This window comes from Brevibacterium sp. W7.2 (assembly GCF_018137945.1).
In the GTDB taxonomy this organism is placed as follows: domain Bacteria; phylum Actinomycetota; class Actinomycetes; order Actinomycetales; family Brevibacteriaceae; genus Brevibacterium; species Brevibacterium sanguinis.
On sequence record NZ_CP073089.1, the window covers coordinates 3,396,780 to 3,420,067 of the forward strand.

Here is a 23,288-nt window from a genome sequence, read left to right on the forward strand (position 1 = left end):
CGTGTACGGATAGTGAGGATGTGGGGCTGCAACAACGATCTCGTGGCCCTTGGCGACTAGATGACTGACCATAGTGCTCCACCGCCGCTGTGGTGCACCAACCTCCGGCCAATAGTAGTGCGAGAGCAAAAGGATCCTCACGACGCCACCGCCCAGGTCGAGGCCCGCCGACGCAGCCATAGAGGAACAAGTGCATAAAGCGCGAGGAGCCCGACCCAGAACACATGAGCCGGATACGTCGACGGTGTGTTGCCTGAAATGAGGGTCGGAACGGCGAGCACACACGCAACCACTGTAAGTGCCGCGTGGAATAGTGAAACGGACCCGTGAGACCATCCGGCCTGTTGCATCCGCTGATAGATGTGTTTGCGATGGGGGAGCAGGATGTTCTCCCCCTGAAACAGTCGCCACGCGATCGTCGAACCGACATCGAACAGAACGAAAACAAGAGGAGCGACAACAACGACGATAGGCACCTCCGAGACGAAAAGCCATACCGCAAGGGCAAACACTGCCGCCCCGATCCCGTAGCTTCCTGTATCTCCGAGGAACGCGCGGGCACTCCCAACGTTGAACGGTAGGAAGCCGCACGCGGATCCGGTCAATGCCAGTGCGAGCATCATGACGTCGTCTTGCCCAGTCCACGAAGCAACGAACGCATACCAGGCTCCGGTGACGATCGTCCAGCCCGTTACGTAACCGTTGAGTCCGTCGACGAAGTTTACGGCGTTGACTAGTGTCACGCCAACTGCCGCGAAGACGAAGACCTGTGAGATTCCATGGTCCGAGACAAGAGTGATGCATCCGCTGAAGATGAGAGCCAGTGCCACTTGACCGATCAGACGTGCGACCGGTTGGAGCGAATCGAGATCGTCGCTCATTCCGATGACCGAATAGCACCACGTCAGGACGAGGAATCCAACCGACATAAAGATGCCCCCGAGGCCGAAAACCCCGTTCTCAAGAACATTCCACACAGTGGCGACGAGTGTCGCAATAGTGACACCGCAACCGATCGCGATCCCTCCACCGCGCACAGTCACCTCGGTGTGCGAAGATCTGTGCGACGGAATATCAACAACTCCCGCACGGCGGAGTAGAGGGAACACTGCTAAGGCGGTGCCGATCGTCGTTGTTGCCGCGACGATAAGCACAACAACGGACAGCACGGTCATTTGGCCGTGTCTCCCACACCCATACCATCATCGGGAGCGACCTCTGCCGTTTTTCCGGTGAGCGAACACCTATTCTCCACTGGTGGGGCGGACCCACCTGAAGGCTCGCCGTCGGCTCCGAGATCGGTAATATCGAGGGCACTCGCGAGTTCAGACGCCAAACTGTCGCGACGCCCGTAAGAGCTAGCTTCACGAGCGTGAGACACTAAGTCGCGCAGAGCAGAAATCTCGATAGGGACGATCTTCACCTGCGTTATCAGCGGGTGCACTGGTCGGATGTCTTCTTCACCGGGTGACAGAAGCGACTCAGTAAGCTTCTCACCTGGGCGTAGCCCCGTATAGACGATCTCAGCGTCTGACCGCCCGCTTAATGCAATAACTCGACGAGCAAGGTCGTCGATCTTGATGGGCACTCCCATATCAAGAACCAACGTTTCACCCGGTTGACCGATCGCTGCGGCCTGCAGTACCAATTCGCAAGCTTCGTCCGCAGTCATGAAGTATCGAGAGACTTCCGGATCCGTCACCGTAACCGGGTCGCCAGCTGCGACCTGAGCGACAAACGTCTCAAGGACCGACCCCCGAGAACCAAGAACGTTGCCGAATCGAACGGACATATAGCGACGACCCGATTCAGCGGCGACCGAGGCAATGGCGCGTTCGATGGAGAACTTTGTCCGACCAAGGACCGACATCGCATTCGCAGCCTTGTCCGTCGATATATGGACGAACGATTCGACGTCATTGGCGAGGGAGGCATTGAGCAGATCCAGGCTAGCGCCGACGTTGGTGCGAATTGCTTCCTCGGGAAACCGCTCGAGGAAGGTTAGATGCTTGAGCGCCGCCGCGTGGAAGATGATGTCGGGTCTGGTATCTGCGATCAGAGCGTCGATGAATGCGGTGTCTCTGAGGTCCCCCAGCACGAGATCGTCGCTAGTCAAAAGGGCCGATCCTTCAAGCCCGAGCTGCGTTGCGTGCAGGCCGGACTCGTCACGGTCGGTCATCACCAATCTAGCGGGCGCAAACCGCGCGACCTGCCTGCAAAGTTGGGATCCTATCGATCCGCCGGCTCCGGTGACAAGGACCACCCGACCGCTGATCGCAGTTGATATGTCGTCAATATTTGTTGAGATCGGTTTGCGTCCGATTAGGTCTTCGAGGCTAATATCGCGGAAGTTTTTGGAACGCAGATCTGCCACCGCAGTTGAGTGCGATTCCTGACGACCGAGATCAGATTCGGCGATTGTCGGGAGGATCTTGATCTCGATGGGTCGACCGTCGAGACTCGAAGCAACGCGCTGAAGCATCTCGGGAGGAATATCCGCAATTGCGATGATGACGACCGTAGCCCCGGTTCGGTCGACTTGATTGGCGAGGTCTGAGATTGGACCGACGACGCGAATTCCGTTGTAGCGCAGATGTCGCTTATGGGGATCGTCATCGAGCAGGCCAACAGCCGAATACTCATGATTGCGGTCTTCAGCGATCATGTCTAGAGCCCGCATGCCCTGGGTCCCCGCCCCAATGACGAGTGCCGGTTTGGACGAGCGAGACCCCAAACGCAGCCTCTGCCGATAGTTTCGCCGAATCCAGTTCTCCAAACTTTTTACTACAAGCATCATTGCGCCTGCAGCAATAGGGACACTAGTCGGAATGAGCAGACGGGAAACGAACGCGAATTCGGCAACCCACATGAGGCCGACACCTAGAGCGACGGTGCCCGCAATTGCAGCAAACTGATCCGGAGAACCGTTATAATAGCGCCCGCGATAAACTGCAAGCGGTCCACAGATCAGGAAGACAATCACTGCGATTCCCGCGGAGACGAGCATCCCGGCAAGACTTAACGAGGTTAGGTGGAAGTCGAAACGGAAGAGCACCATTGCACAGACAATCAGTGCAAATATAAGGCCATCCGCCAACGATCGGACTACAGCCCGTAGGCCCTTGGCAACACGGGCACTTGAGGCGTCGGGCCCAATACTGCGTCCCACAATCCTCATTTCTTTCAGCCAAAGCGCTACTGTCGTACCAACACCCCTGTCGCCTAGAGCTCTCGAGGTTGCAGGCCAGCGCCGATCAACTCCACGATTGTACTATTGATCCGGATAGGCCAGATACAGTGGTCGTGCCTGAGATGAATTCGATAGAACGGAAACACGTGGTACGTCACCATCAGCGATGGGTTTTCCGACGGTCATAACGTTCACGAGGTCAGCCTCAGCATGAAGATTTCGATTCGAGTTCATGTTTGCATCGTTCAACGAGCGAAATGAGCTTGTCGGCTCAGAAGGGACATGAACGTTGATTGCGACGCGACTGCGCACAGTCAGGACCGCACTGTGGCATCTCAGGCACGGAGGGGTTCGCCAACTGAAGACTTGGCGACGAAGGCAGCGCATCCTGCAACCAATCGTAGAGGTCGCCCCAGCGGCCAAAGCAACCAAGCTGGGCGCCGTGTCTCTGACTGAACAGTTTCCGGCGATGCCGCGGTCAGCTCAACTCCCAGTCTTCGGCGATATCAAAGTTGGAGTGATTCTCGACGAGTTCTCAGCCGAGAGCTTCGGCTACGAATGGACCCTGGAACCGCTCACACGCGCTGGCTGGCACAGACAGCTCGACGAGCTTGACTTCGTCTTCATCGAATCTGCGTGGAACGGCAACCAGGGAGAATGGAAGTATCAGCTCACTGGCGACTCCGGGCTCAAACCAGACGTCATCGCACTGTTGGATGAATGTCGGCGCCGGGGAATCGCGACGGTGTTCTGGAACAAGGAGGATCCTCCGCACTTCGACGATTTCCTTCCACTGGCAGAACGTTGCGACGTCGTCTTCACGAGTGACGTGCGCTTGATACCGCGGTACCGCGCGGAGCTGGGACATGACAGGGTTGGCGTCCTGCCCTTTGCCGCACAACCGGCAATCCATTCGCCGGCGCGGCCGGCTCGAGGCTTCGCGGCCCGCGACATCGCGTTCGCTGGGATGTACTTCGCCCACAAGTTCCCTGAGCGCAGGGAACAGATGGACCTCCTGCTGGGAGCAGCGGACGCAGTCTCGGATCGGATGGACTACGGGCTGGAGATCTTCTCGCGGTTCCTCGGCGACGACGAACGTTACCAATTTCCGGGCAGGCTCGCCGACCGGGTGGTCGGTTCACTGCCGTATCGCAATCTGCTCACCGCATACAAGAACTACAAGGTCTTCCTCAACGTCAACTCCGTTGTGGATTCGCCCAGTATGTGCGCACGAAGGATCTTTGAGATTTCTGCCTCCGGGACTCCTGTCGTGACGACGCCCAGTGCCGCGACAAGAGAATTCTTCGAGCAGGACGAGGTGCCGCAGCCGGACACGGAACAAGACGCCGAATGGACGCTTCGCGCTCTGGTGCGCAGCCCGGAACTGCGCAATCGAATCGTTCACAAGGCGCAGCGCCGCATCTGGGACGAACACACGTACAGTCACAGGGCAATGACTGTCATGAACTCCGTCGGCATCGATTTCGATGATCCGCTGCGGACCACCGTGTCCGCGATCGTCTCCACCAATCGCCCGGATCACCTATCCGACATCATCGACACCCACGCCAAGCAGAGCTTTTCGCAGAGGCAGCTGATCCTTGTCGCGCATGGCATCGACGTTCCGACAGACCTCATCGCGAGGGCACGCGACATTGGTATCGACCAGTTGGAGGTTGTTCGCGTCGACGCCTCCGAGACGCTGGGCGCCTGCCTCAACCGAGGCATCCAAGCCGCCGATGGACTCATCATCGCCAAGATGGATGACGACGACCTCTACGGACGACACTATTTGGCGGATCAGTTGGCCGCCCTGCGATACTCCGGAGCGGATCTTGTCGGAAAACAAGCGCATTACCTGCACCTGCGCAGCCGGAACATCGTCATGTGCCGATTCCCCGAACGCGAACATCGGTTCACAGATCTCGTCATGGGTCCGACCCTCGTAGGCGATCGCGAACTGTTCCTTACGCATCCGTTCGCGGAACGCACGCTGGGTGAGGACACCGAGTTCCAACGGAGAATCGTCGACGCTGGCGCGCGCATCTATTCGGCAGACCGATTCAACTTCGTCCAGGTGCGGGGTGAGCACACGCATACCTGGTCCGTCGAAGATGACCTCCTGTTGGCCAACAGCAACGTCCACTCCTTCGGATTCTCACCCGATCATTACCTGTTCTGAGCGAAGCCGACGCAAAGTGGGTCCAGCTAGGTTTTCACCTCACAAGTAGTGAGTTGAGGATCTCCACGCTCCGGCCCGCAGAGAGTCCATCTCCGTAGGGGTTCACTGCGTTTGCCATCTCTTTGTAGGCGGACTCATCGTCGAGCAGGTTGGAGACCTCCGAGACGATCCGCTCGGTATCCGTGCCGATGAGCTTGACCGTTCCTGCATCGACAGCTTCCGGCCGCTCAGTGTTCTCCCGGAGGACGAGTACCGGTTTTCCGAGGCTGGGCGCCTCTTCCTGGATCCCGCCGGAATCTGTGAGGACGATGTCCGAGCGAGCGATGAGGTGTGAGAACTCGCCGTACTCGACCGGTTCGATTGATACGACGTTGTCGAGGTCAGCGATCTGCGGAGCGATGGATGCCCTGACCTTCGGGTTCTTGTGTGCCGGCCAGACGATGAGGAGGTCCGGATAATCAAGCGCAAGGCGCCTCATCGCTCGACCGATATTGACCATGTTATCCCCGAGATTCTCTCTGCGGTGAGTGGTCACGAGAAGCACGCGCCTGTCCTCGACCGCGCTATCCTCAAGCTCGGGAATGGTGTTCTCTGTGGGGCGAGCGACCGCCCAATGCAGAGCGTCGATCACGGTATTGCCGATGACGTGGATGTTCTCATCAGGCACCCCGTCAGCGAGGAGGTTGGCTCGGGACACCTCGGTAGGGGCCAGGTGGATCCGGGCGATCTGCGAAACGATCTTGCGATTCGCCTCCTCCGGGAACGGAGAATTGATGTCTCCGCTGCGCAGTCCCGCCTCAAGGTGAACAACGGGAATCTCGCGGTTGAAAGCAGCAATTGCCGCTCCCATGACAGTTGTGGTGTCGCCCTGCACAATAACGGCGTCGGGTTTGTGCGCTTCGAGAACTTCGTCGATCTTCGAGATGACCGTCCCGGCAATCCCATTGAGAGTCTGCCCATGTGCCATGAGATTGAGATCGACGTTCGGAGTGATGTCGAAGACCTCGTTGACCTGGTCGAGCATCTCTCGATGCTGGGCGGTGACGACGACCACCGGCGTCAGGCGAGGATCCTCTTCGAGAGCCTTGATCACCGGGGCCACCTTGATCGCTTCAGGGCGCGTCCCGTAGACAACCATGACCGTCGGCTTCGCGGCCGCCTCGACTTCGCTCACAGCTACTCCTCTACCCCCGTTGTCGGGCTTCAATGATCCATTGGTTACCGGTGGATGACCAGCACTTGTGCTGATTTTAGCGATTGGGCCCAAAGCCCAGCGCGGCGGGGCGTCGAAAAGGTGCCCGTCGATCCCCGGGACAGAATAGCATCGGGCGTTGATGTCGCTTTTCCCGCGCAGAATTCTATTCACGTGTACGACGAAAATACTTCATCTCGGCGTCGTTGATATAGTTGAGCCTGATTTCAGTGGTGTCAGCTTTCGTTCGCAGAATGGGAAGTTCATCGCATCACCAACCAACGGCGCTGAGTTGCCCGCTGGCGATTCGTCCAGCAGCCCATCGCGCCTCGACCATTTGGAGCCCAACCACATGAATGCCCCCGTGGACACCGCACGTCCGTCCGTTGCCGTGATCGGCCTCGGTTACATCGGCCTTCCCACCGCAGCGATTCTCGCGAGCACCGGTGCGGATGTCGTTGGAGTCGACATTAATCAGAAGAACGTCGACGTAATCAACGCGGGCCAGGTGCCGTTCGTCGAACCGGACATGGCGACCACAGTCGCCGGTGTGGTCTCGCAGGGCTTCCTCAGGGCAACAACTGATACTCCCCACGCCGACAACTACATCGTGGCGGTTCCGACTCCGTTCACCGATGGGCACAAGCCCGATCTCTCCTACATCGAGGCAGCCGGTAAGCAGATCGCGCCCCTGCTCGAGGGCAACGAACTCGTCATCCTCGAATCCACGTCTCCCCCTGGGGCCACGGAGTTCCTCGCCGAGACGATCATCGCAGCTCGTCCCGACCTCACCCTCAAGCCGGGCACGGCGCAGTCGATCTACTTCGCGCATTGCCCGGAGCGTGTGCTTCCGGGCCGCATCATGATCGAGCTCCGCACGAACGACCGAATCGTCGGTACCCTCAACGGCAACGCGGGAGAGCGCGCACGCGACCTCTATCAGCTCTTCTGCGAGGGCGAGTTCCTCATGACCGATGCTCGCACCGCAGAACTGTCGAAGCTCACCGAGAACGCTTACCGCGACGTCAATATCGCCTTCGCGAACGAGCTGTCGATGATCGCCGACAAGCTCGACATCAACGTCTGGGAGCTCATCGACCTCGCCAACCACCACCCGCGAGTGAACATCCTTCAGCCCGGTCCAGGAGTCGGCGGACACTGCATCGCCGTTGACCCGTGGTTCATCGTCGCCACGACTCCCGACTTCTCTTCGCTCATCAAGACCGCCCGCGAGGTCAACGACTCGAAGCCGCAGTTCGTCCTCGACAAGCTCCTTCCGCAGGCCAACCGCATCAAGGATGTCAAGATCGCCGCGCTCGGCCTCGCGTTCAAGCCGAACATCGACGACCTTCGCGAGAGCCCGGCCCGTCAGATCGTCAATGAGCTCTCGGACAAGCTTCCCGACGCGACCATCATGGCTGTCGAGCCGAACATCGACGAATTGCCGTCCGATCTCGCTGAGCGGGCCAATGTCACCCTCACCGATCTCAACGATGCTGTGAAGGACGCGGACATCGTCCTGCTGCTCGTCGACCACACCGAGTTCGCACGCATTGACCGTTCGCTGCTCGCCCAGAAGATCGTCCACGACACCCGAGGCGTGTGGAACTGACCGCCTCTCAAACTAACTGAATGCGGCTGTGGGCGCCCGGATGATCCGGGCGCCCACAGTCGTTCGGTCAACTGATCGTCGACCTGAGCTCGGTCGACGACCACTCCCCTACTTAAACGACTCGTACTCCTTGACGACGTCGTCGGTGGGACCGTCGGCCCGCAGAACGCCCTTCTCGATCCACAGCGTGCGATTGCACGTGTCGCGAATAGAGCGCATCGAGTGCGAGACGAGGAAGACCGTACCGGCGTTCTCGCGGATCTCGCGGATCCGCCCCTCACTGCGCTGCTGGAACTTCTTATCGCCCACGGCGAGCGCCTCGTCGACGATGAGGATCTCGTGCTGCACCGCCGTCGCGATGGCGAACTTGAGGCGCTGCGACATTCCTGAGGAGTACGTGCGCATCGGCATGTCGATGAAGTCGCCAAGGCCGGTGAAGTCGACGATGTCGTCGAACTTCTCCTCGATCTGCGACCGCGACAGGCCCAAAGCCAGACCGCCGAGGACGATGTTGCGTCCACCTGAGAGGTCGGGGATGAGCGCGGCACCGACACCGAGGAGGTTCGGCCGGGCACTTGCATAGACCGCGCCTTGCGTCGTCGGAGTCAATCCGGTGATCGCCCGCATGAGCGTCGACTTGCCCGAACCGTTGCTGCCGATGACGCCGATCGACTCATTGGCGTGGGCAACGAAGCTCACGCCCTTGAGCGCGTGGACCTCGCGCAGTCCGCGGGTCTTCTGAAGCATGCCTCCGGCACCGCCGAGCTTGAGCTTCTTGCCCGTGGCCAGAGTCTTATAGATGACGTGGACATCATCGGCGATAACGACAGGCGGGGTGGACTCGTGCACTTCGTCGTGGACCTTCTCTGCCTCACTCATCGCGACCGTACCTTTCCTCAGCCTGCCAGAAGAAGACGAACCCGAAGATGAAGATGCCGAAGGCCCAGATGGCGAAGTACCCGAAATACTCATAGGGGATCTCGTAGCCCTTCATAAGGATGCCGCGCGAGATCGAGAGCACCTCGTTGAGCGGATGCCAATCCGCGAAGGGCTGCAGCGAGGGATAGGTCTTCGCGATCATCTCGTTGAGGGAGAAGAACACGCCGGACGTGTAGAAGATCATCCGAGAAATGAACGGCGTCACCTGACTGAGGTCCCTGAAATGGACGGTGATACGCGCGAAGATGAACGCAATACCCTGACAGAAGATCCAGAAGAGGATGATGAGCGGGATGAAGAGCAGCCACTCCCACGAAGGCCTCGCCCCCCACATGACCGCGACGATGATCATCAGCGCCATCGTCGGCATGAAGTTGAGCAGGTTCTGCATGACCGTCGCGATCGGTAGGACGATGCGCGGGAACGGCAGGGACTGGACGAGAGAGGCGTTCGAGATGATCGACTTCGCGCCGCCGTTCATCGACGAGTTGAAGAACTCGAGCATGAAGACGCCGATGACGACGAAGGGCACGAAATCATCCGGCCGCATTCCGGCACCGCCGAGGATCACGCCGAAGATCACGCCGTAGATGATCGCCGAGAACGTCGGTCGCAACACGACCCAGAGCATGCCGAGCCGGTTGCGCTCATTCTCGGACTGAATCCGGTACCGGGACAGCGTCAGCGTGAAATCGCTGCGCTTCCACAGCTGCTTGATGTATTGGGGGAGAGACGGCCGCCCACCCACTCTGTCGAGTCCATGCTCGGCAGCAAGCTTGGCCATGTCCATGTAGGTAAAGATTCTCTCGTCGACAATGGGGGTTTGAACACAGGAAGTCTACGCGATGACTGCCTGCCGATCTCACAAGCGACTGTGAGCCTTGAAGTCGAATTCGGGATTCTCAAGCTGCGCTCGGGTGGGACGGTTGGAACTGGCGAGGACCCGCCGGGCCGCGGCCTGCATCGGCGGCCAGTTGAGCGTTTCGACGCCGACGAGCTCAGCTTCCGGCTCCGGTCCTTCGAAGTGGAAGACCTGGAACTTCGCGCCACTGGGATCGCTGCGGACGATCGTGTCAGTGGCATCAGGGCTGGTCAGACCCGCCGTGAAGACCTTCTCCGGACCCTGGAAGCTCCAGTGCCACGGAACGTCGTCCCACGGCTCCACCCCCGCCGAGGCGGTCGTCCAGTCCCGTACGCCACTGTCGGCATCCTCGGCGAGGATCTGCTCGGCAAGGTACTTCCCGTGGCTCTCGGCCACCGGCTCGCACGCCCACGGATGGTCGAGCGGGAACCGGCCGCCGGTGATGTGGGCACAATCACCTGCCGCCCATACTCCCGGGTAGGCGGTGCGCAGGTGCGCGTCGACGTCCCATGCGAACGTCGGCGCCTCTCCCGACACCGTGCCCTCGGGATCGGCAGGATGCTCGTCGGTCGTCGGCAGAGCCCCGTTGATGGGGATCCGCACCGGGCGGGCGCCGACACTCGTGACGAAGAGATCGTGGACGCCCTGCGGGATCGCCGCGGCATCGGTGTGCTCGGTGACGAAGCGGACGCCGGCCTCCCTGTGCTTGGCGAAGAGCGCCTGACGCACCGGCGCCGAGAGCTGCCGACGCAACGGCTCGGTCCCGCGCAGGTAGACCGTCGCCTTGTGCCCGGCCGCAACCGCGGCACTGGCGACCTCGATCCCGAGGTACCCCGACCCGAGGACACCGACGTCGAGAGGGTCGCCCGCCTCAGCGACGAAGTCGCGAATCCACTCCGCCTCGCCGAGGTTGTAGACCGGCAGCGCATCCGGGTATCCGGGGATCTCCGGACGGTCGGCCTCCATTCCCGTCGCGAGGATGCAGTGCGTGAAGTCGAGGGTCTCCCCCGAGGCCAGGTGCACGGTTCCGGCGATCTGGGCCCCCGCCTCGGCGAGGGTGAGCGACGCGGCCCGATGCCGGACAAAGGTGATGGCCTCATCGGATTCGAGGTGGTACGGCAGGTGGTAGCGGGCGTCGTCGAAGAGGTGCTTCGACAGGGGCGGGCGTTCGTACGTGTCACCCGCATCCGGGTCGATGAGGGTGACGCGCTGGCCCGCCTGGCTGAGTTCTCTGGCGGCGGTGGTCCCGGCCAAGCCGGCACCGATGATGACGATCTGCTTCCCCATAGCTCCATGCTAGACCGGGACCGCCCCATGTCAGACCGGGTGAAGCAGGCTCAGGAGTGAGCGTCGTCACTGCCTGGCGGGTGGCTGGTCCGCTCGAGCACAAGCGCACTTTTCGACTGTTCCTCGCGTCGAAAAGTGCGCTCCGGCTTGAGCGAGAGGGTCACTGATGCCGCTGGGGCGCATCCACGCCGGTCTTCTGCAGCCGCTCATTGTTCGCGCGGGCCACGGCGACGGCCGCCGGCGGGTTCTCCCCCGTCCACGCGTCGGCGCCGCGGATGCCGAGTTTGATCGGATCGAAGACCGGGTCGAGTCCCGCCTTCTTCTGCGCCGTGTAGTCGCGCAGCACCTTCGAGACGAGCGGGGCGAGGAAGACGAGGCAGATCATGTTGATCCAGCCGAGCGATCCGTAGCCGATGTCGCCGATGCCCCAGATGAGGTCCGCGGGAAGGATCGCGGAGAGGAACGCGATGACGACCATGAGGACCTGGAGGATGCGGGTGACGATCCGCAGCGCGGCACCTTTGAAGAGGTATGCGGCCGCCGAGGTGGAGATGTAGTTGAACGCGATGAGCGTCGTGAACGCAAAGAGGAAGAGGGCGAGGGCGACGAAGACCGAGCCGAAGCCGGGGAAGACCGAGTCGAGGGCGACCTGGGTGTTCTCCGTGCCGGGCTCAATCCCGGGCATGTTCTCCACCAGGATCCGCCCCGCCTCGGTGACGACGTTGTAGCTGTCGGTCATGAGGATCATGATCCCCGTCGCCGAGCACACGAGGACCGTGTCGACGTAGATCGAGAACGCCTGGACGATGCCCTGCTTGGCCGGGTGGGAGACCGATGCCGCCGCCGAGGCGTAGGTGCCCTCACCGACGCCGGCGACGTTGGAGAACACGGCCCGGCGCACACCCCACGCCACGGCCGCGCCGACGATGCCGCCGAAGACCTCGTGGACGCCGAACGCCGAGCTGAAGACGAGCGCGATGACCGCGGGCACCTTGTCGAGATTGACGACGATGACGACGACCGCCAGCAGGATGTAACCGGCGGCCATGAACGGCACCGCCTTGTCGGCGACCGCGGTGATCCGCTTCGTCCCGCCGATGACGATGATGCCGAAGACGACGGCGACGATGAGGCCGGTCACCCATTCGGGGGTGCCGAAGGCGACGTTGGCGCTGTTGGCGATGTTGAAGCTCTGCACGCCGGGGGCGAGGATCGCGTAGAGGATGACGGTGGCAGCGGCGGCGATGACGGCGAGCCACTTCTGTCCGAGGCCGCGCTCGATGTAGTAGGGGATGCCGCCGCGGTACTCGCCGTCGATGCGGCGCTTGAAGACCTGGGCGAGCGTCGACTCGGCGAACGCCGTCGCCCCGCCGAGGATGCCCATGACGATCATCCAGAACAGGGCACCGGGCCCGGCCACGGCGATCGCCGTGGCGACACCGGCGATGTTGCCGACGCCGACGCGGCTCGACAGGGTGAGGGCGAGCGCCTGGAAGCTCGAGATCCCTCCCTCGTCGCCGGCGGAGCTCTCCTTGAGGATCTTCACGAGATCGGGCAGTCGTCTGATCTGCACCGCCCCCGTCCAGATCGTGTAGAGCAGGCCGAGGCCGAGGGCCATATAGGCCATGGGATTCCAGATGCCGGTGTTGATCGTGCCGATGACGTCGAGCAGGTCGTCCATTGGTCGACTCCTTTGTGACATGGACTCAGTGACAGGGACTGCGGAAACGGGACTGTGGAACTGTGAACCAGGGAACGTGACACACGCCACTCCGTGTGTGTACCATTGCACAGTAACATGTCACACCGCATTAATGAAGATGCGATCGAACCAGAGGGAGAACCCATGTCGACCAAGCCCTGGCACGGTGTCATCGTCGCCACCGCCCTGCCGTTCACCGACGACTTCGCCGTCGACTACGACGCCTTCGCCGAGCACGTCGCGTGGCTCGCCGCCCACGGCTGCGACGGTGTCGCCCCCAACGGGTCGCTCGGCGAGTACCAGACGCTCTCGGACGACGAACGCGCCCGGGTCATCGCCACCGCCGCCGAGGCGAGCCCGACAGGCTTCCACGTCATGGCCGGCACCGGCGCCTACGGTGCCCTCCAGTCCCAGCGGTGGGCGGAGCAGGCAGCGGAGGCCGGCGCCACCTCGGTGATGCAGCTGCCGCCGAACACCTACCGAGCCGATGCCGAGATCGTCAAGGACCACTACGCAAGGGTCGCCACCGTCGGCCTGCCCGTCGTCGCCTACAACAACCCCATCGACACGAAGGTCGACCTCGTCCCCTCCCTCATCGCCGAGATCCACGCCGCCGGCCACGTCGTCGGCGTCAAGGAGTTCTCCGGCGACCCCCGCCGCATCTACGAGATCAAGGAGCTCGCCCCCACCCTCGACATCCTCATCGGCACCGACGACACCGTCCTCGAGGTCGGCCTCGCCGGTGCCGTCGGCTGGGTCTCGGGCTACCCGAACGCGATCCCCCGCGCGTGCATCGAGCTCTTCGAGCTGTGCACCTCCGGCGACGTCGCCGACCTCGTCCGCGCCCAGGAGATCTACCGCGACCTCCACTCGCTCCTGCGCTGGGACTCGAAGACCGAGTTCGTTCAGGCGATCAAACTCTCGATGGACGTCCTCGGCCTGCGCGGCGGACTCTGCCGTCCCCCGCGCCTGCCGCTGTCCCAGCCGTTGGTCGAGCGCATCGTCGCCGACACCGAGGCCGCGGCCGCCAAGGGATACGCGACCGAGACCCGGGCGACCGCCTCGGCGCTCTAGATATCATGCGAAGACCGGATCCCGGGGACCTCCCGGGACCCGGTCACCCGAACCCCACCCCCTCACCGCCGAGGGGACCCCGGCCATCAACGAGGAGGCCGCCTTGCGCACGTCCCGCGTCTTTCACGCCGTCGACTCGCACACCGAGGGCATGCCCACCCGCGTCATCACCGGCGGGGTCGGCGTGCTCCCGGGAGCGACGATGGCCGAGCGCCGCACATGGTTCATCACCCACCGCGACGAGCTGCGCACCCTGCTCATGACCGAACCCCGCGGGCACGCGTCGATGTCGGGGGCGATCCTCCAACCCCCGACCCGCCCCGACGCGGACTGGGGTGTCCTCTACATCGAGGTCTCCGGATGCCTGCCGATGTGCGGACACGGCACGATCGGCGTCGCCACCGTCCTCGTTGAGACGGGGATGGTCGAGGTGAGCGAACCGGTGACGACGATCCGCCTCGACACCCCGGCAGGGCTCGTCCTCGCCGAGGTGGCCGTCACCGACGGTCACGCCGATGCCGTGACGATCACGAACGTCCCCTCCTTCTCCGACCGCCTCGGCGCCGAGGTGGAGGTGCCGGGCCTCGGGACGGTCACCTACGACCTCGCGTTCGGGGGCAATTTCTATGCGATCGTCGACACCGAGAGCCTCGGCATCGAGTTCCGGGAGGACCGGAGCAACAAGGACGAGTTGCTCGCGGCGGGGCTGGCGATCATGGACGCGGTCAACGCGACCGATCCGCCCGTCCATCCGGAGCGCGACGACATCAGCGGCCTCCACCACGTCTACCTCATGGCCCCGGGCTCGGATGCCCGGCGGTCCCGGCATGCCATGGCGATCTCCCCGGGCTGGTTCGACCGGTCCCCGTGCGGGACGGGCACGAGTGCGCGGATGGCGCAGCTCCACGCGCGCGGGCAGCTGCCGCTCGAGACCGACTTCGTCAACGAGTCCTACATCGGGTCCCGGTTCGTCGGCCGCCTCGTCGGGGAGACCACGGTGGGCGGCCGTCCGGCGGTCGTGCCGACCGTGACCGGCCGGGCCTGGGTGACCGGCACCGTGCAGTACTTCCTCGATCCGTCCGATCCGTTCCCGGCGGGATTCCTCCTATGAGTATCCTCGTAGTCAGCCGACGAAAGGACTCTCCCGTGCCGGATCTCCCCCGCCTCGATCGCCCGAAGAACCTGCGCGAGACCGTGCTGGGCCGCCTGCGCACGGCGATCATCACCGGCGACCTCGCCGAGGGGGAGCTCGTCTCGGCACCGGTGCTCGGCGAGCAGCTCGGGGTCTCGGCGACCCCGGTGCGCGAGGCGATGATGGACCTCTCCCGCGAGGGCCTCGTCGAGACCGTGAAGAACAAGGGCTTCCGGGTGACGACGATGACGGACAAGGACCTCGACGACCTCGCCGCGATCCGCCTCCTCATCGAACCGCCCGTCATGCACGCAGTCGCCGAGAACATCACCGAGGAGGCCTTCGCCGAGCTCACGGCACTCGCCGATGCGTGCGCCCGGGGTGCCGCCGAGGAGGACCTCGCCGAGTACCTCGCCCACGACCGCAGCTTCCACGCGCGCGTCCTCTCCTATGCCGACAACCCGCAGCTCACCGAACTCGCGACCTCCCTGCGCCTGCGCACCCGCCTCTACGGCATCGCCGCGCTCGCCCGCCAGGGCAGGCTGGTCGCCTCGGCACAGGAGCACCATGAGCTCATCCGTCTCCTCCGCGACCGTGACGGGGCCGGCGCCGAAGCGCTCATGCGCGCCCACATCGGCCATGCCCGCTCGATCTGGGCGACCGGCGGCGAGGCGGGCGACGCTAGGGGTGTCGGCGGTACGGGTGCCAGTGGTAGGAGTGCCGGCGGTGCGAGTTTGGGAGGCGGCGCGGGAGGCTCGGGCGGCCTGGGAGATTCACCGTGATGGGCTCGGGCGCATGAGGCGGCCGGACGGGACCAGCGACGTTCTCGTCATCGGCGCCGGCATCGTCGGCAGCGCGATCGCCTACTATGCGACCCGGGCGGGACTGAGCGTCACCGTCGTCGAGCGCGGTCTGCCCGCCTCGGGAACCTCGTCCCGCTGTGAGGGCAACCTCCTCGTCTCCGACAAGGAACTCGGACCCGAGCTCGCGCTCACCCAGTATTCGCTGAGCCTGTGGAAGGGCGAACTCGCCGAGTTCGCCGACCGCTGGGAGTTCGAGGCCAAGGGCGGGATCATCGTCGCCTCCCGCGAATCGAGCCTGGCCTCCCTCGACCGGGTGACCACCGCCCAGCGGGCCTTCGGCGTCGAAGCGATCCCCCTCGATCCGAATCAGCTGCGCGAGCTCGAACCCCATATCACCGCCGAGGCGCTCGGGGCCGCGTTCTATCCCGATGACTCCCAGGTCCAGCCCATGCTCGCCGCCGGCCATCTTCTCGCCCTTGCCGAGGACCGCGGGGCGCGGCTCGTCACCGACTCCCCCGTCGTCGAGCTGCTGCGTGCCGGCGATCGGGTCACCGGGGTGCGGACGCCGACCGGGTCGTACTCCGCCGGGCACATCGTCAATGCCGCAGGGACGTGGGCGAGCGAGATCGCTGCGATGGCCGGGATCGAGCTTGCCGTCCTGCCGCGGCGCGGCTTCGTCCTCGTCACCGAACCCCTGCCGCCGATGATCGCCCACAAGGTCTACGCCGCCGAGTACATCGACAATGTCGGCAGCTCCGCCGACGACCTCCAGGCGAGCCCCGTCGTCGAGGGAACCCCGGCCGGGACGATCCTCGTCGGTTCGAGCCGGGAGCGCGTCGGCTTCGACGAACGGGTGAGCAGTGAGGCGCTCGGGGCGATTGCCCGCAACGCCGCCGCCCTCTTCCCGTTCCTCTCAGACACCCGCATCCTCCGCCACTACCACGGCTTCCGCCCGTACTGCGCCGATCACCTGCCGGTCATCGGACCCGATCCGAGAGCGCCGGGGCTCTGGCATGCGTGCGGTCATGAAGGTGCGGGCATCGGACTGTCGGTGGGCACGGGCAAGCTCCTTGCCCAGGCGATGGCAGGCGAGGACGCGGACCGCGACCTCACGCCGTTCGCCCCCGAACGGTTCGAGCAGTCGGGACTCCTCGACGGGCCGGCAGAAGTCACCGGGGATTCGGGGATCGTCGGGCCGGCGGGGGTCGAGGCGACAGGGCGAAATGCTGTCCCCACATGGAGGGAGGAGTCGGCATGAGCGATGAGGTCACCGCGTCCTTCGACGGATCCCCGCTGAGCGCGCCCGCGGGAGCGAGCGTCGCCGCCGCCCTCCTCGCTTCGGGACGCACGAGCTGGCGGACGACCCGGGCTGGTCGGCCGCGCGGACTCTTCTGCGGGATCGGCGTGTGCTTCGACTGCCTCGTCGACATCGACGGTCAGACCGGGCAGCGGGCGTGCATGATCCCGCTCGCCGAGGGCATGGACATCCGCAGTGCGGGCGGACACGCTCGTCGGGTGCGTCCGACACCCCGCGGTGGCGGTCGGCCTTCCCGCGCCGACGGCCCACCTCCCCGCGCCGACGGCCCACCTCCCCGCGGTGACGATGGGACGACCGCCGACAATCGGGGCAGACGATGAGTCCCGCTCTCACGGCAGACATCGCCGTCATCGGAGCCGGGCCGGCCGGCCTCGCGGCAGCGAATGCCGCTGCCGCCGGCGGAGCGTCGACCATCCTCGTCGTCGATTCGGCCATCCAACCGGGAGGTCAGTTCTGGCGGCACCGCACCGAAGCCTCGGCGGGCGATGACGGGCACCTCCACCACGGGTGGGACGACTACCTCGCTCTGCGGGCGGCCTTCGATGCGAGCATCGCCACCGGCGTCATCGACTTCCGGCCCTCAACCTCGGTGTGGGCGGTGGCAGCGGGCGAGGACGGCTTCATCCTGCGGCTCGCCCCGAGCCACGGCCCCGGACAGTCTCCCGACCCGGTCGTCCGGGCGTCGCGCCTCATCATCGCCACCGGCGGTTACGACCGGCAGATCCCCATCCCCGGCTGGGACCTGCCCGGGGTCATGGCCGCCGGCGGCATCCAGGGGTTCGCGAAGCAGAACGACCTGCTGCCGGGCAGGCGCTTCGTCATCGCCGGCACCGGCCCGTTCCTCCTCCCCGTCGCCGACACCGTCGTCCGGCTCGGCGGCGAGGTCGCCGCCGTCCTCGAATCCTCCCGCCTCACCGGATGGCTTCCCCACGTGAGGTCGGCCGCCGGGGTGCCGGAGAAGGCGCTCGAGGGCGCCGGCTACGCGTGGACGTTCCTCCGCGAGCGCATCCCCTATCGGACCCAGACCGTGGTCACGGAGATCCTCGGCGACGACCGGGTCGAGGCCGTGCGCACGGCACGGATCGACCGCCTCGGCGAGGCGGTGTCCGGCACTGAACGGATCCTCGACGACATCGACGCGGTCGGTCTGGGGTGGGGGTTCACCCCGCAGCTCGAGCTGCCGGTGTCCCTCGGGGCGGCCACACGGGTCGATGTCGACGGGTCGCTCGTCGCAATCGTCGACGAGGGTCAGCGGTCCTCGGTGCCCGGGCTCCTCCTCGCCGGTGAGGTCACCGGGGTCGGCGGTGCCGTGCTCGCGGTCGCCGAGGGCAGGGTCGCTGGTGCCGTCGCCGCCGCCGAGGTGACCGGTCGGACGGCGCCGGGACTGCGCGCCGAGCGGACGACGATCGCGCGCCACCGGGCGTTCGCCGCAGCGATGCACCGGGCTCATCCGGTGCCTGCTGGGTGGGAGGACCGCCTCGGCGAGGAGACGATCGTCTGCCGGTGCGAGGAGGTGCGGGCCGGGGAGATCACCCGCGCCCGCGTCGAGCTGGCCGCCACCGATGCCCGGTCGCAGAAGAACATGACGCGTGCCGGCATGGGCTGGTGCCAGGGCCGCGAGTGCGGGTACGCGGTCACATGCCTGTCCGGTCGCGGCGGCCAGGCTCCACCCGGTGCCGGCCATCCGGAGCGTGCCGAGGATGCAGCTGCGTCACTGTCGCAGACGATGAAGCGGCCGGTCGCCCAGCCGGTGCCCCTGTCGACGTTCTTCGACCTGTGAAGCCGAAGACTCTCCTCGGTCAAGCCGGAGCGCACATATCGAAGCGAGGAACCGTCGAAAAGTGCGCTCCGGCTTGACCGAGGGCCGGACTCAGAGCTCCGTCGTCTGGCTTCCGCCTTCGGGACGCTGGCCGGTGACCTTGGCCTTGATCATCTGCGCAAGGCCCGCGACCTTCCCGCCCTTGAGCCCCCAGTGCTGAGCGGAGTCGGTGACGACGTGGAGGAGGCCGAGGTTCGGGTCCTCCTTGCCGCCCTCGAACCATGTGGCCGCATCGTCGTTCCAGAGGTAGTCGATCTTCGCCTGGCTGTCGACGAATTCGACCATGCCGGCTACCGAAAGCCAGTTCCCGGCCTCGGAGACGGCGATGTTGACGTGCGGGTTCTGCCGCAGGGCTCCGGCCTGATCGCCGTCGAGGCCGATGAAGAACCAGACGTCGGCATCGTCGGTGACCTGCTGCGGCGCCATCGGGTGGGCGAGGAGCTTGCCGTCGGCGAGCGCCGTTGTGAGCATGACGTACTTGGCGTCGCGGAGGATGCGCACGACGTCGCGCTGGTCGAGGCCGTCAGTTGCGGACTCCTCCCGTCGGTGGCGGCGGTCAGTGGCATCGCGCTGCGGGCCGGTCGAGGCGTATCCGACGGTCGCGGACTCGTCGATCGCGGTGTGCGAGCCGTCGGGGTTGCGGTAGAGAGTGAAGCCCTCCGCGGTCGCGGTCTCCTGAGCGCGGGCTTCGACGTTCTCCTCGGTGTAGCCGACCTTCGCGCCCTGTTCGATGTCGGCGGTGCCGCCGATCTTCTCAGTGGCGTGGTCGAGGCCGGCGGCGGCGTCGCGTGCCGTCTCTTCTCCGTTGGACTCATTCCTGTTGCGGCTCATGATTCTCCCCTTCGCAGACGGATTCCGACCCCGAGTGCCTGCACTCGAGCGGTTGCCCGGCAGGCCACGGACGGTCATGCCGTCATTCTCACACGAGCGCGTCGAAAACAACAGTGGCCTTGTCTCAACTGGCGGTTCTCAACTGGCAGCGGGCGCACCGCACTCGCCTGCGCGCGTTCGGTCACCTCGGCGAAACGCTGCGACTGCGGAACCGCGGACCCACCGGGGACGGTCCGACCGCCTCGGCGAGGGGATGGGCCTGATGCGAGCGTCAGGGCACGGTCCTACACTGGGAGGCATGAGCGAACCATCTGTCACCGTGACCGAGATCCCCGACGGCGCCGCGATCATCGACGTACGCGAGGACGACGAGTGGGAGGCCGGACACATCGAGGGCGCGATCCACGTTCCCCTCGGTGAACTGCCCGAACGCCTCGGCGATCTGCCGCTCGACGACGACATGTACATCATCTGCCGCACCGGCGGACGGTCGCTGCGGGCGACGGCGTGGCTCAACCTCAACGGCTTCGACGCCTACAACGTCGAAGGCGGCATGGGCTCGTGGAACATCGACAACGGCAAGCCCATCGTCTCGGAGACCGGCCAGGAACCCTGGGTGAAGTGAGGCGGTCGCGGCACGACGCCGCGACCCTGGACGTGGGCTGACCACGGCCTGTGACCTGCCCTCATGCATGGGCGTCTGCGTCCACGATGCAAGAACTCGGGGGCCCTGACTGTGTCGAGGCGGACGTGTTTGGCAAGGTAGGCATATGACTACTCGTGCCGGCCAGCTCGCCCAGGACGGGGACCTCATCGACGTCCCCGCACTCCTCGACTCCTATTACGACCTCGTCCCCGATCCGTCGGTGCCGGGACAGGCCGTGAGCTTCGGGACCTCGGGGCACCGCGGCTCGAGCTTCAATCGGGCCTTCAACGAAGCCCACATCGCCGCGATCACCGCGGCCATCGTCGACTACCGCAAGGATCACGGTGTGCGCGGGCCGATCTTCCTCGGCCGTGACACCCACGCGCTGAGCGAACCGGCGTTCCTCACCGCCCTCGAGGTCCTCGCCGCCGCCGACGTCCCGGCGCTCATCGACGAACGCGACGGCTACACGCCGACTCCGGCGCTCTCGCATGCGATCCTCGGCTTCAATGCGGGCAAGTCGATCGGCGACGCCCAGGCCGACGGCATCATCATCACCCCCAGCCACAACCCTCCGGCCGACGGCGGTATTAAGTACAACCCGCCCCACGGTGGGCCCGCCGGGACTGAGGCGACGAAGTGGATCGCCGACCGCGCCAACGCCTACCTCGAATCCGGGTGGGAGAAGATCCCGCGCACGAGCTTCCAGCGCGCCTTCCATCTCGACAACACCGAGAATTTCGACTTCATCTCCAACTACGTCGGCGACCTCTCCTCGGTCATCGACATGGACCTCATCCGCGACTCTGGACTGAGGATCGGTGCGGATCCGCTCGGCGGGGCGAGCGTCGACTACTGGGCGGCGATCGCCGAGGACTTCGACCTCAACCTCACCGTCGTCCACCCCGAACTCGACCCCACCTGGTCGTTCATGACGCTGGACTGGGACGAGAACATCCGCATGGACTGCTCATCGCCGTTCGCGATGGCCGGGCTCATCGCCTCCAGGAACGACTACGACATCGCCACCGGCAACGACGCCGACGCCGACCGCCACGGCATCGTCACCCCCGACGCCGGGCTGATGAATCCCAATCACTACCTCGCCGCCGCCATCGACTACCTCCTGGAGAACCGTCCCGACTGGCCCGCCGAGGCGGCCATCGGCAAGACGCTCGTCACCTCCTCGATCGTCGACCGGGTCGTCGCCGCCCACGGCCGCCGCCTCTTCGAGGTCCCCGTCGGCTTCAAGTGGTTCGTCCCCGGCCTCCTCGACTCGACCCTGGCGTTCGGAGGTGAGGAATCCGCGGGCGCGTCCTTCCTTCGCCGAGGTGGCAAGGTGTGGTCGACGGACAAGGACGGCATCATCCTCGCCCTGCTCGCCTCGGAGATGACGGCGAAGACCGGGCAGACACCGTCACAGCGCTATGCGGGGCTCGCCGAGAAGTTCGGCACGAGCGCCTACGCCCGCCAGGACGCGCCGGCCAACCGCGAGCAGAAGGCCCGCCTCGGCGCCCTCGAACCCTCGCAGGTCACCGCATCGACGATCGGCGGGGAGGACGTCACCTCGGTGCTCACCTCGGCACCCGGCAACGACGCGCCGATCGGCGGACTCAAGGTGACGACCGACAACGCTTGGTTCGCCGTGCGACCGTCGGGCACCGAGGACGTCTACAAGATCTATGCCGAGTCCCTGCGCGACGAGGACCACCTGCGCGCCGTCCAGCACGATGCACGCACCCTCGTCGACGGGGTGCTCGGCAAGCAGCCGCAGGGGTGAGGCTCGGACGCTAGGGCCTGCGGAATACTCTCGCCTGGTTCTCCGTTGACTCATTCAATCGTCAACTAGGAGGCAGTCATGCAGGCCAGGAATTCCCTTCGCTCGATCAAGAAGCAGCCGGGTTCGCAGGTCGTCCGTCGTCGCGGACGCACCTACGTCATCAACAAGCTCAACCCGCGCTTCAAGTCGCGCCAGGGCTGATCAGCTGAGACATGCAGAAGGGCGCCGGTTCCCATCTCGGGAACCGGCGCCCTTCTCGTGTGCGGTCGTCGGCGAGACGGCCCAGGACGTCCCCGCGGGGACGTCTCTCACTCTGCTGCCGCGTCGTAGGCGTCGCGGTTGGCAGCGATCTCGGCCGTGTGGGTGGCCGCCCATTCGGCAAGTGCGAGGACGGCGGGCACGAGGGACAGGCCCAACGGCGTCACCTGGTACTCGACGCGGGGAGGGATCTCCGCGAACATCTCCCGCTCGACGAGACCGTCGCGCTCGAGCTGACGCAGCGTCTGCGTGAGCATGCGCGACGAGATCCCCGGAGTCATCGACTTGAGCTCGGAGAACCTCCGCGGACCCTCCTGCAGCATGCCGATGAGCATCATCGACCACTTGTCGCCGACGCGGGCGAGGATCGATCGGAACACCTCCGGGTCGACGTTCGGACCCTCACAGATCGCCTCCATGCGCGGTTCGTCGACGCCTCCACGGGCATCGTTCCTCACTGATGGGTCAGTCATCGCCTTACTCTCCTCCCCGCGCACTGCCGACTCGCCTCGGTGCGGCGGCCCTGTCGTGCCCCTCCTCACCGAGGCGACCCACCCCAGAGATCGTCCCTGGCCAGGTCAAATGGTTACCTCCGTGTGACTCGGTGACGTTGCTGTGCGTGCCACACCCTGCGGAATAATTACCGACGGTATCTAGGTTA

At 64.8% G+C, this 23,288-nt stretch carries 20 protein-coding genes; 11 read left to right on the top strand and 9 right to left on the bottom strand.

What is annotated here, in order from left to right; all coding sequences use genetic code 11:
* Positions 1–137 precede the first annotated feature (137 nt).
* Both J9315_RS15270 and J9315_RS15275 read right to left on the bottom strand, forming a co-directional pair.
* The gene (locus J9315_RS15270; RefSeq protein WP_211978247.1) at positions 138–1,175 is read right to left on the bottom strand and encodes a hypothetical protein; all 1,038 of its coding nucleotides are present in this window, start codon (positions 1,173–1,175) and stop codon (positions 138–140) included.
* Positions 1,172–3,058 (bottom strand): polysaccharide biosynthesis protein, encoded by a 1,887-nt coding sequence (locus tag J9315_RS15275; RefSeq protein WP_201671732.1) that lies wholly within the window; start codon positions 3,056–3,058, stop codon positions 1,172–1,174. The genes J9315_RS15270 and J9315_RS15275 overlap by 4 nt, the downstream gene beginning before the upstream one ends.
* Positions 3,059–3,707: 649 nt before the next feature.
* On the opposite strand from J9315_RS15275, the gene J9315_RS15280 reads away from it, so the two are divergent.
* Positions 3,708–5,372 carry a glycosyltransferase gene (locus tag J9315_RS15280; protein ID WP_249120932.1) on the top strand — a complete coding sequence of 555 codons (1,665 nt, stop codon included), beginning with the start codon at positions 3,708–3,710 and terminating at the stop codon, positions 5,370–5,372.
* Positions 5,373–5,406: 34 nt separating this feature from the next.
* Here the strand turns inward: J9315_RS15280 and wecB are convergent, their stop codons facing one another.
* A complete protein-coding gene (gene wecB / locus J9315_RS15285) occupies positions 5,407–6,510 on the bottom strand; it encodes a UDP-N-acetylglucosamine 2-epimerase (non-hydrolyzing) (RefSeq protein WP_211979339.1) in 1,104 nt (367 codons plus the stop codon).
* A gap of 406 nt (positions 6,511–6,916) precedes the next feature.
* On the opposite strand from wecB, the gene wecC reads away from it, so the two are divergent.
* Complete coding sequence (gene wecC / locus J9315_RS15290) at positions 6,917–8,176, top strand: UDP-N-acetyl-D-mannosamine dehydrogenase (RefSeq protein WP_211979340.1); 1,260 nt, start codon at positions 6,917–6,919, stop codon at positions 8,174–8,176.
* A gap of 108 nt (positions 8,177–8,284) precedes the next feature.
* On the opposite strand, the gene J9315_RS15295 is transcribed toward wecC, so the two are convergent.
* From J9315_RS15295 to J9315_RS15310, 4 genes are all read right to left on the bottom strand, one after another.
* Positions 8,285–9,055, bottom strand: coding sequence for an ABC transporter ATP-binding protein (locus tag J9315_RS15295; protein WP_211978248.1), 771 nt, complete (start codon positions 9,053–9,055; stop codon positions 8,285–8,287).
* The gene (locus J9315_RS15300; protein WP_227006988.1) at positions 9,048–9,899 is read right to left on the bottom strand and encodes an ABC transporter permease; all 852 of its coding nucleotides are present in this window, start codon (positions 9,897–9,899) and stop codon (positions 9,048–9,050) included. The genes J9315_RS15295 and J9315_RS15300 overlap by 8 nt, the downstream gene beginning before the upstream one ends.
* Before the next feature lie 78 nt (positions 9,900–9,977).
* Positions 9,978–11,264 (bottom strand): FAD-dependent oxidoreductase, encoded by a 1,287-nt coding sequence (locus J9315_RS15305; RefSeq protein WP_211978249.1) that lies wholly within the window; start codon positions 11,262–11,264, stop codon positions 9,978–9,980.
* 160 nt (positions 11,265–11,424) lie between these two features.
* Positions 11,425–12,945: an alanine/glycine:cation symporter family protein gene (locus tag J9315_RS15310; protein ID WP_063250417.1), complete on the bottom strand. Its 1,521-nt coding sequence runs from the start codon at positions 12,943–12,945 to the stop codon at positions 11,425–11,427.
* Between the two features lie 165 nt (positions 12,946–13,110).
* Here J9315_RS15310 and J9315_RS15315 point away from each other — a divergent pair, with 165 nt between their 5' ends.
* The 6 genes from J9315_RS15315 (at position 13,111) to J9315_RS15340 (ending at position 19,073) form a co-directional block, all read left to right on the top strand.
* Positions 13,111–14,040, top strand: coding sequence for a dihydrodipicolinate synthase family protein (locus J9315_RS15315; protein ID WP_211978250.1), 930 nt, complete (start codon positions 13,111–13,113; stop codon positions 14,038–14,040).
* Between the two features lie 103 nt (positions 14,041–14,143).
* Positions 14,144–15,151: a proline racemase family protein gene (locus J9315_RS15320; protein ID WP_211978251.1), complete on the top strand. Its 1,008-nt coding sequence runs from the start codon at positions 14,144–14,146 to the stop codon at positions 15,149–15,151.
* A gap of 35 nt (positions 15,152–15,186) precedes the next feature.
* Positions 15,187–15,954, top strand: a complete 768-nt coding sequence (locus tag J9315_RS15325; protein WP_211978252.1) for a GntR family transcriptional regulator — start codon at positions 15,187–15,189, stop codon at positions 15,952–15,954.
* A 13-nt stretch (positions 15,955–15,967) separates the two neighbouring features.
* Complete coding sequence (locus J9315_RS15330; RefSeq protein WP_100227434.1) at positions 15,968–17,233, top strand: FAD-binding oxidoreductase; 1,266 nt, start codon at positions 15,968–15,970, stop codon at positions 17,231–17,233.
* Positions 17,230–17,613, top strand: a complete 384-nt coding sequence (locus J9315_RS15335) for a (2Fe-2S)-binding protein (RefSeq protein ID WP_009377286.1) — start codon at positions 17,230–17,232, stop codon at positions 17,611–17,613. Before J9315_RS15330 ends, J9315_RS15335 begins: the two co-directional genes overlap by 4 nt.
* Positions 17,610–19,073 (top strand): (2Fe-2S)-binding protein, encoded by a 1,464-nt coding sequence (locus J9315_RS15340; RefSeq protein ID WP_211978253.1) that lies wholly within the window; start codon positions 17,610–17,612, stop codon positions 19,071–19,073. The genes J9315_RS15335 and J9315_RS15340 overlap by 4 nt, the downstream gene beginning before the upstream one ends.
* Before the next feature lie 90 nt (positions 19,074–19,163).
* Here J9315_RS15340 and J9315_RS17620 read toward each other — a convergent pair whose 3' ends face one another.
* Positions 19,164–19,943 carry a pyridoxamine 5'-phosphate oxidase family protein gene (locus J9315_RS17620; RefSeq protein ID WP_131248588.1) on the bottom strand — a complete coding sequence of 260 codons (780 nt, stop codon included), beginning with the start codon at positions 19,941–19,943 and terminating at the stop codon, positions 19,164–19,166.
* A gap of 298 nt (positions 19,944–20,241) precedes the next feature.
* Here J9315_RS17620 and J9315_RS15350 point away from each other — a divergent pair, with 298 nt between their 5' ends.
* The 3 genes from J9315_RS15350 (at position 20,242) to ykgO (ending at position 22,570) form a co-directional block, all read left to right on the top strand.
* A complete protein-coding gene (locus tag J9315_RS15350) occupies positions 20,242–20,568 on the top strand; it encodes a rhodanese-like domain-containing protein (RefSeq protein ID WP_144589196.1) in 327 nt (108 codons plus the stop codon).
* A gap of 145 nt (positions 20,569–20,713) precedes the next feature.
* On the top strand, positions 20,714–22,369 hold the full coding sequence (gene pgm / locus J9315_RS15355) for a phosphoglucomutase (alpha-D-glucose-1,6-bisphosphate-dependent) (protein WP_211978254.1): 1,656 nt from the start codon (positions 20,714–20,716) through the stop codon (positions 22,367–22,369).
* A 78-nt stretch (positions 22,370–22,447) separates the two neighbouring features.
* Complete coding sequence (gene ykgO / locus J9315_RS15360) at positions 22,448–22,570, top strand: type B 50S ribosomal protein L36 (RefSeq protein WP_009377295.1); 123 nt, start codon at positions 22,448–22,450, stop codon at positions 22,568–22,570.
* A gap of 107 nt (positions 22,571–22,677) precedes the next feature.
* On the opposite strand, the gene J9315_RS15365 is transcribed toward ykgO, so the two are convergent.
* Positions 22,678–23,100 carry a helix-turn-helix domain-containing protein gene (locus J9315_RS15365; protein WP_223289975.1) on the bottom strand — a complete coding sequence of 141 codons (423 nt, stop codon included), beginning with the start codon at positions 23,098–23,100 and terminating at the stop codon, positions 22,678–22,680.
* Between the last annotated feature and the right edge of the window lie 188 nt (positions 23,101–23,288).

What these genes read in the sequence shown, in the direction of transcription:
- J9315_RS15270 (WP_211978247.1), bottom strand. Translation starts at nt 1,175, where the DNA reads ATGACCGTGCTGTCCGTTGTTGTGCTTATCGTCGCGGCAACAACGACG.
- J9315_RS15295 (WP_211978248.1), bottom strand. Translation starts at nt 9,055, where the DNA reads ATGAGTGAGGCAGAGAAGGTCCACGACGAAGTGCACGAGTCCACCCCG.
- J9315_RS15350 (WP_144589196.1), top strand. Translation starts at nt 20,242, where the DNA reads ATGAGCGAACCATCTGTCACCGTGACCGAGATCCCCGACGGCGCCGCG.
- ykgO (WP_009377295.1), top strand. Translation starts at nt 22,448, where the DNA reads ATGCAGGCCAGGAATTCCCTTCGCTCGATCAAGAAGCAGCCGGGTTCG.
- J9315_RS17620 (WP_131248588.1), bottom strand. Translation starts at nt 19,943, where the DNA reads ATGAGCCGCAACAGGAATGAGTCCAACGGAGAAGAGACGGCACGCGAC.
- J9315_RS15310 (WP_063250417.1), bottom strand. Translation starts at nt 12,945, where the DNA reads ATGGACGACCTGCTCGACGTCATCGGCACGATCAACACCGGCATCTGG.
- J9315_RS15365 (WP_223289975.1), bottom strand. Translation starts at nt 23,100, where the DNA reads ATGACTGACCCATCAGTGAGGAACGATGCCCGTGGAGGCGTCGACGAA.
- J9315_RS15335 (WP_009377286.1), top strand. Translation starts at nt 17,230, where the DNA reads ATGAGCGATGAGGTCACCGCGTCCTTCGACGGATCCCCGCTGAGCGCG.
- J9315_RS15300 (WP_227006988.1), bottom strand. Translation starts at nt 9,899, where the DNA reads ATGGCCAAGCTTGCTGCCGAGCATGGACTCGACAGAGTGGGTGGGCGG.
- pgm (WP_211978254.1), top strand. Translation starts at nt 20,714, where the DNA reads ATGACTACTCGTGCCGGCCAGCTCGCCCAGGACGGGGACCTCATCGAC.
- J9315_RS15330 (WP_100227434.1), top strand. Translation starts at nt 15,968, where the DNA reads ATGAGGCGGCCGGACGGGACCAGCGACGTTCTCGTCATCGGCGCCGGC.
- J9315_RS15305 (WP_211978249.1), bottom strand. Translation starts at nt 11,264, where the DNA reads ATGGGGAAGCAGATCGTCATCATCGGTGCCGGCTTGGCCGGGACCACC.
- J9315_RS15340 (WP_211978253.1), top strand. Translation starts at nt 17,610, where the DNA reads ATGAGTCCCGCTCTCACGGCAGACATCGCCGTCATCGGAGCCGGGCCG.
- wecB (WP_211979339.1), bottom strand. Translation starts at nt 6,510, where the DNA reads ATGGTTGTCTACGGGACGCGCCCTGAAGCGATCAAGGTGGCCCCGGTG.
- J9315_RS15315 (WP_211978250.1), top strand. Translation starts at nt 13,111, where the DNA reads ATGTCGACCAAGCCCTGGCACGGTGTCATCGTCGCCACCGCCCTGCCG.
- wecC (WP_211979340.1), top strand. Translation starts at nt 6,917, where the DNA reads ATGAATGCCCCCGTGGACACCGCACGTCCGTCCGTTGCCGTGATCGGC.
- J9315_RS15275 (WP_201671732.1), bottom strand. Translation starts at nt 3,058, where the DNA reads ATGGTGCTCTTCCGTTTCGACTTCCACCTAACCTCGTTAAGTCTTGCC.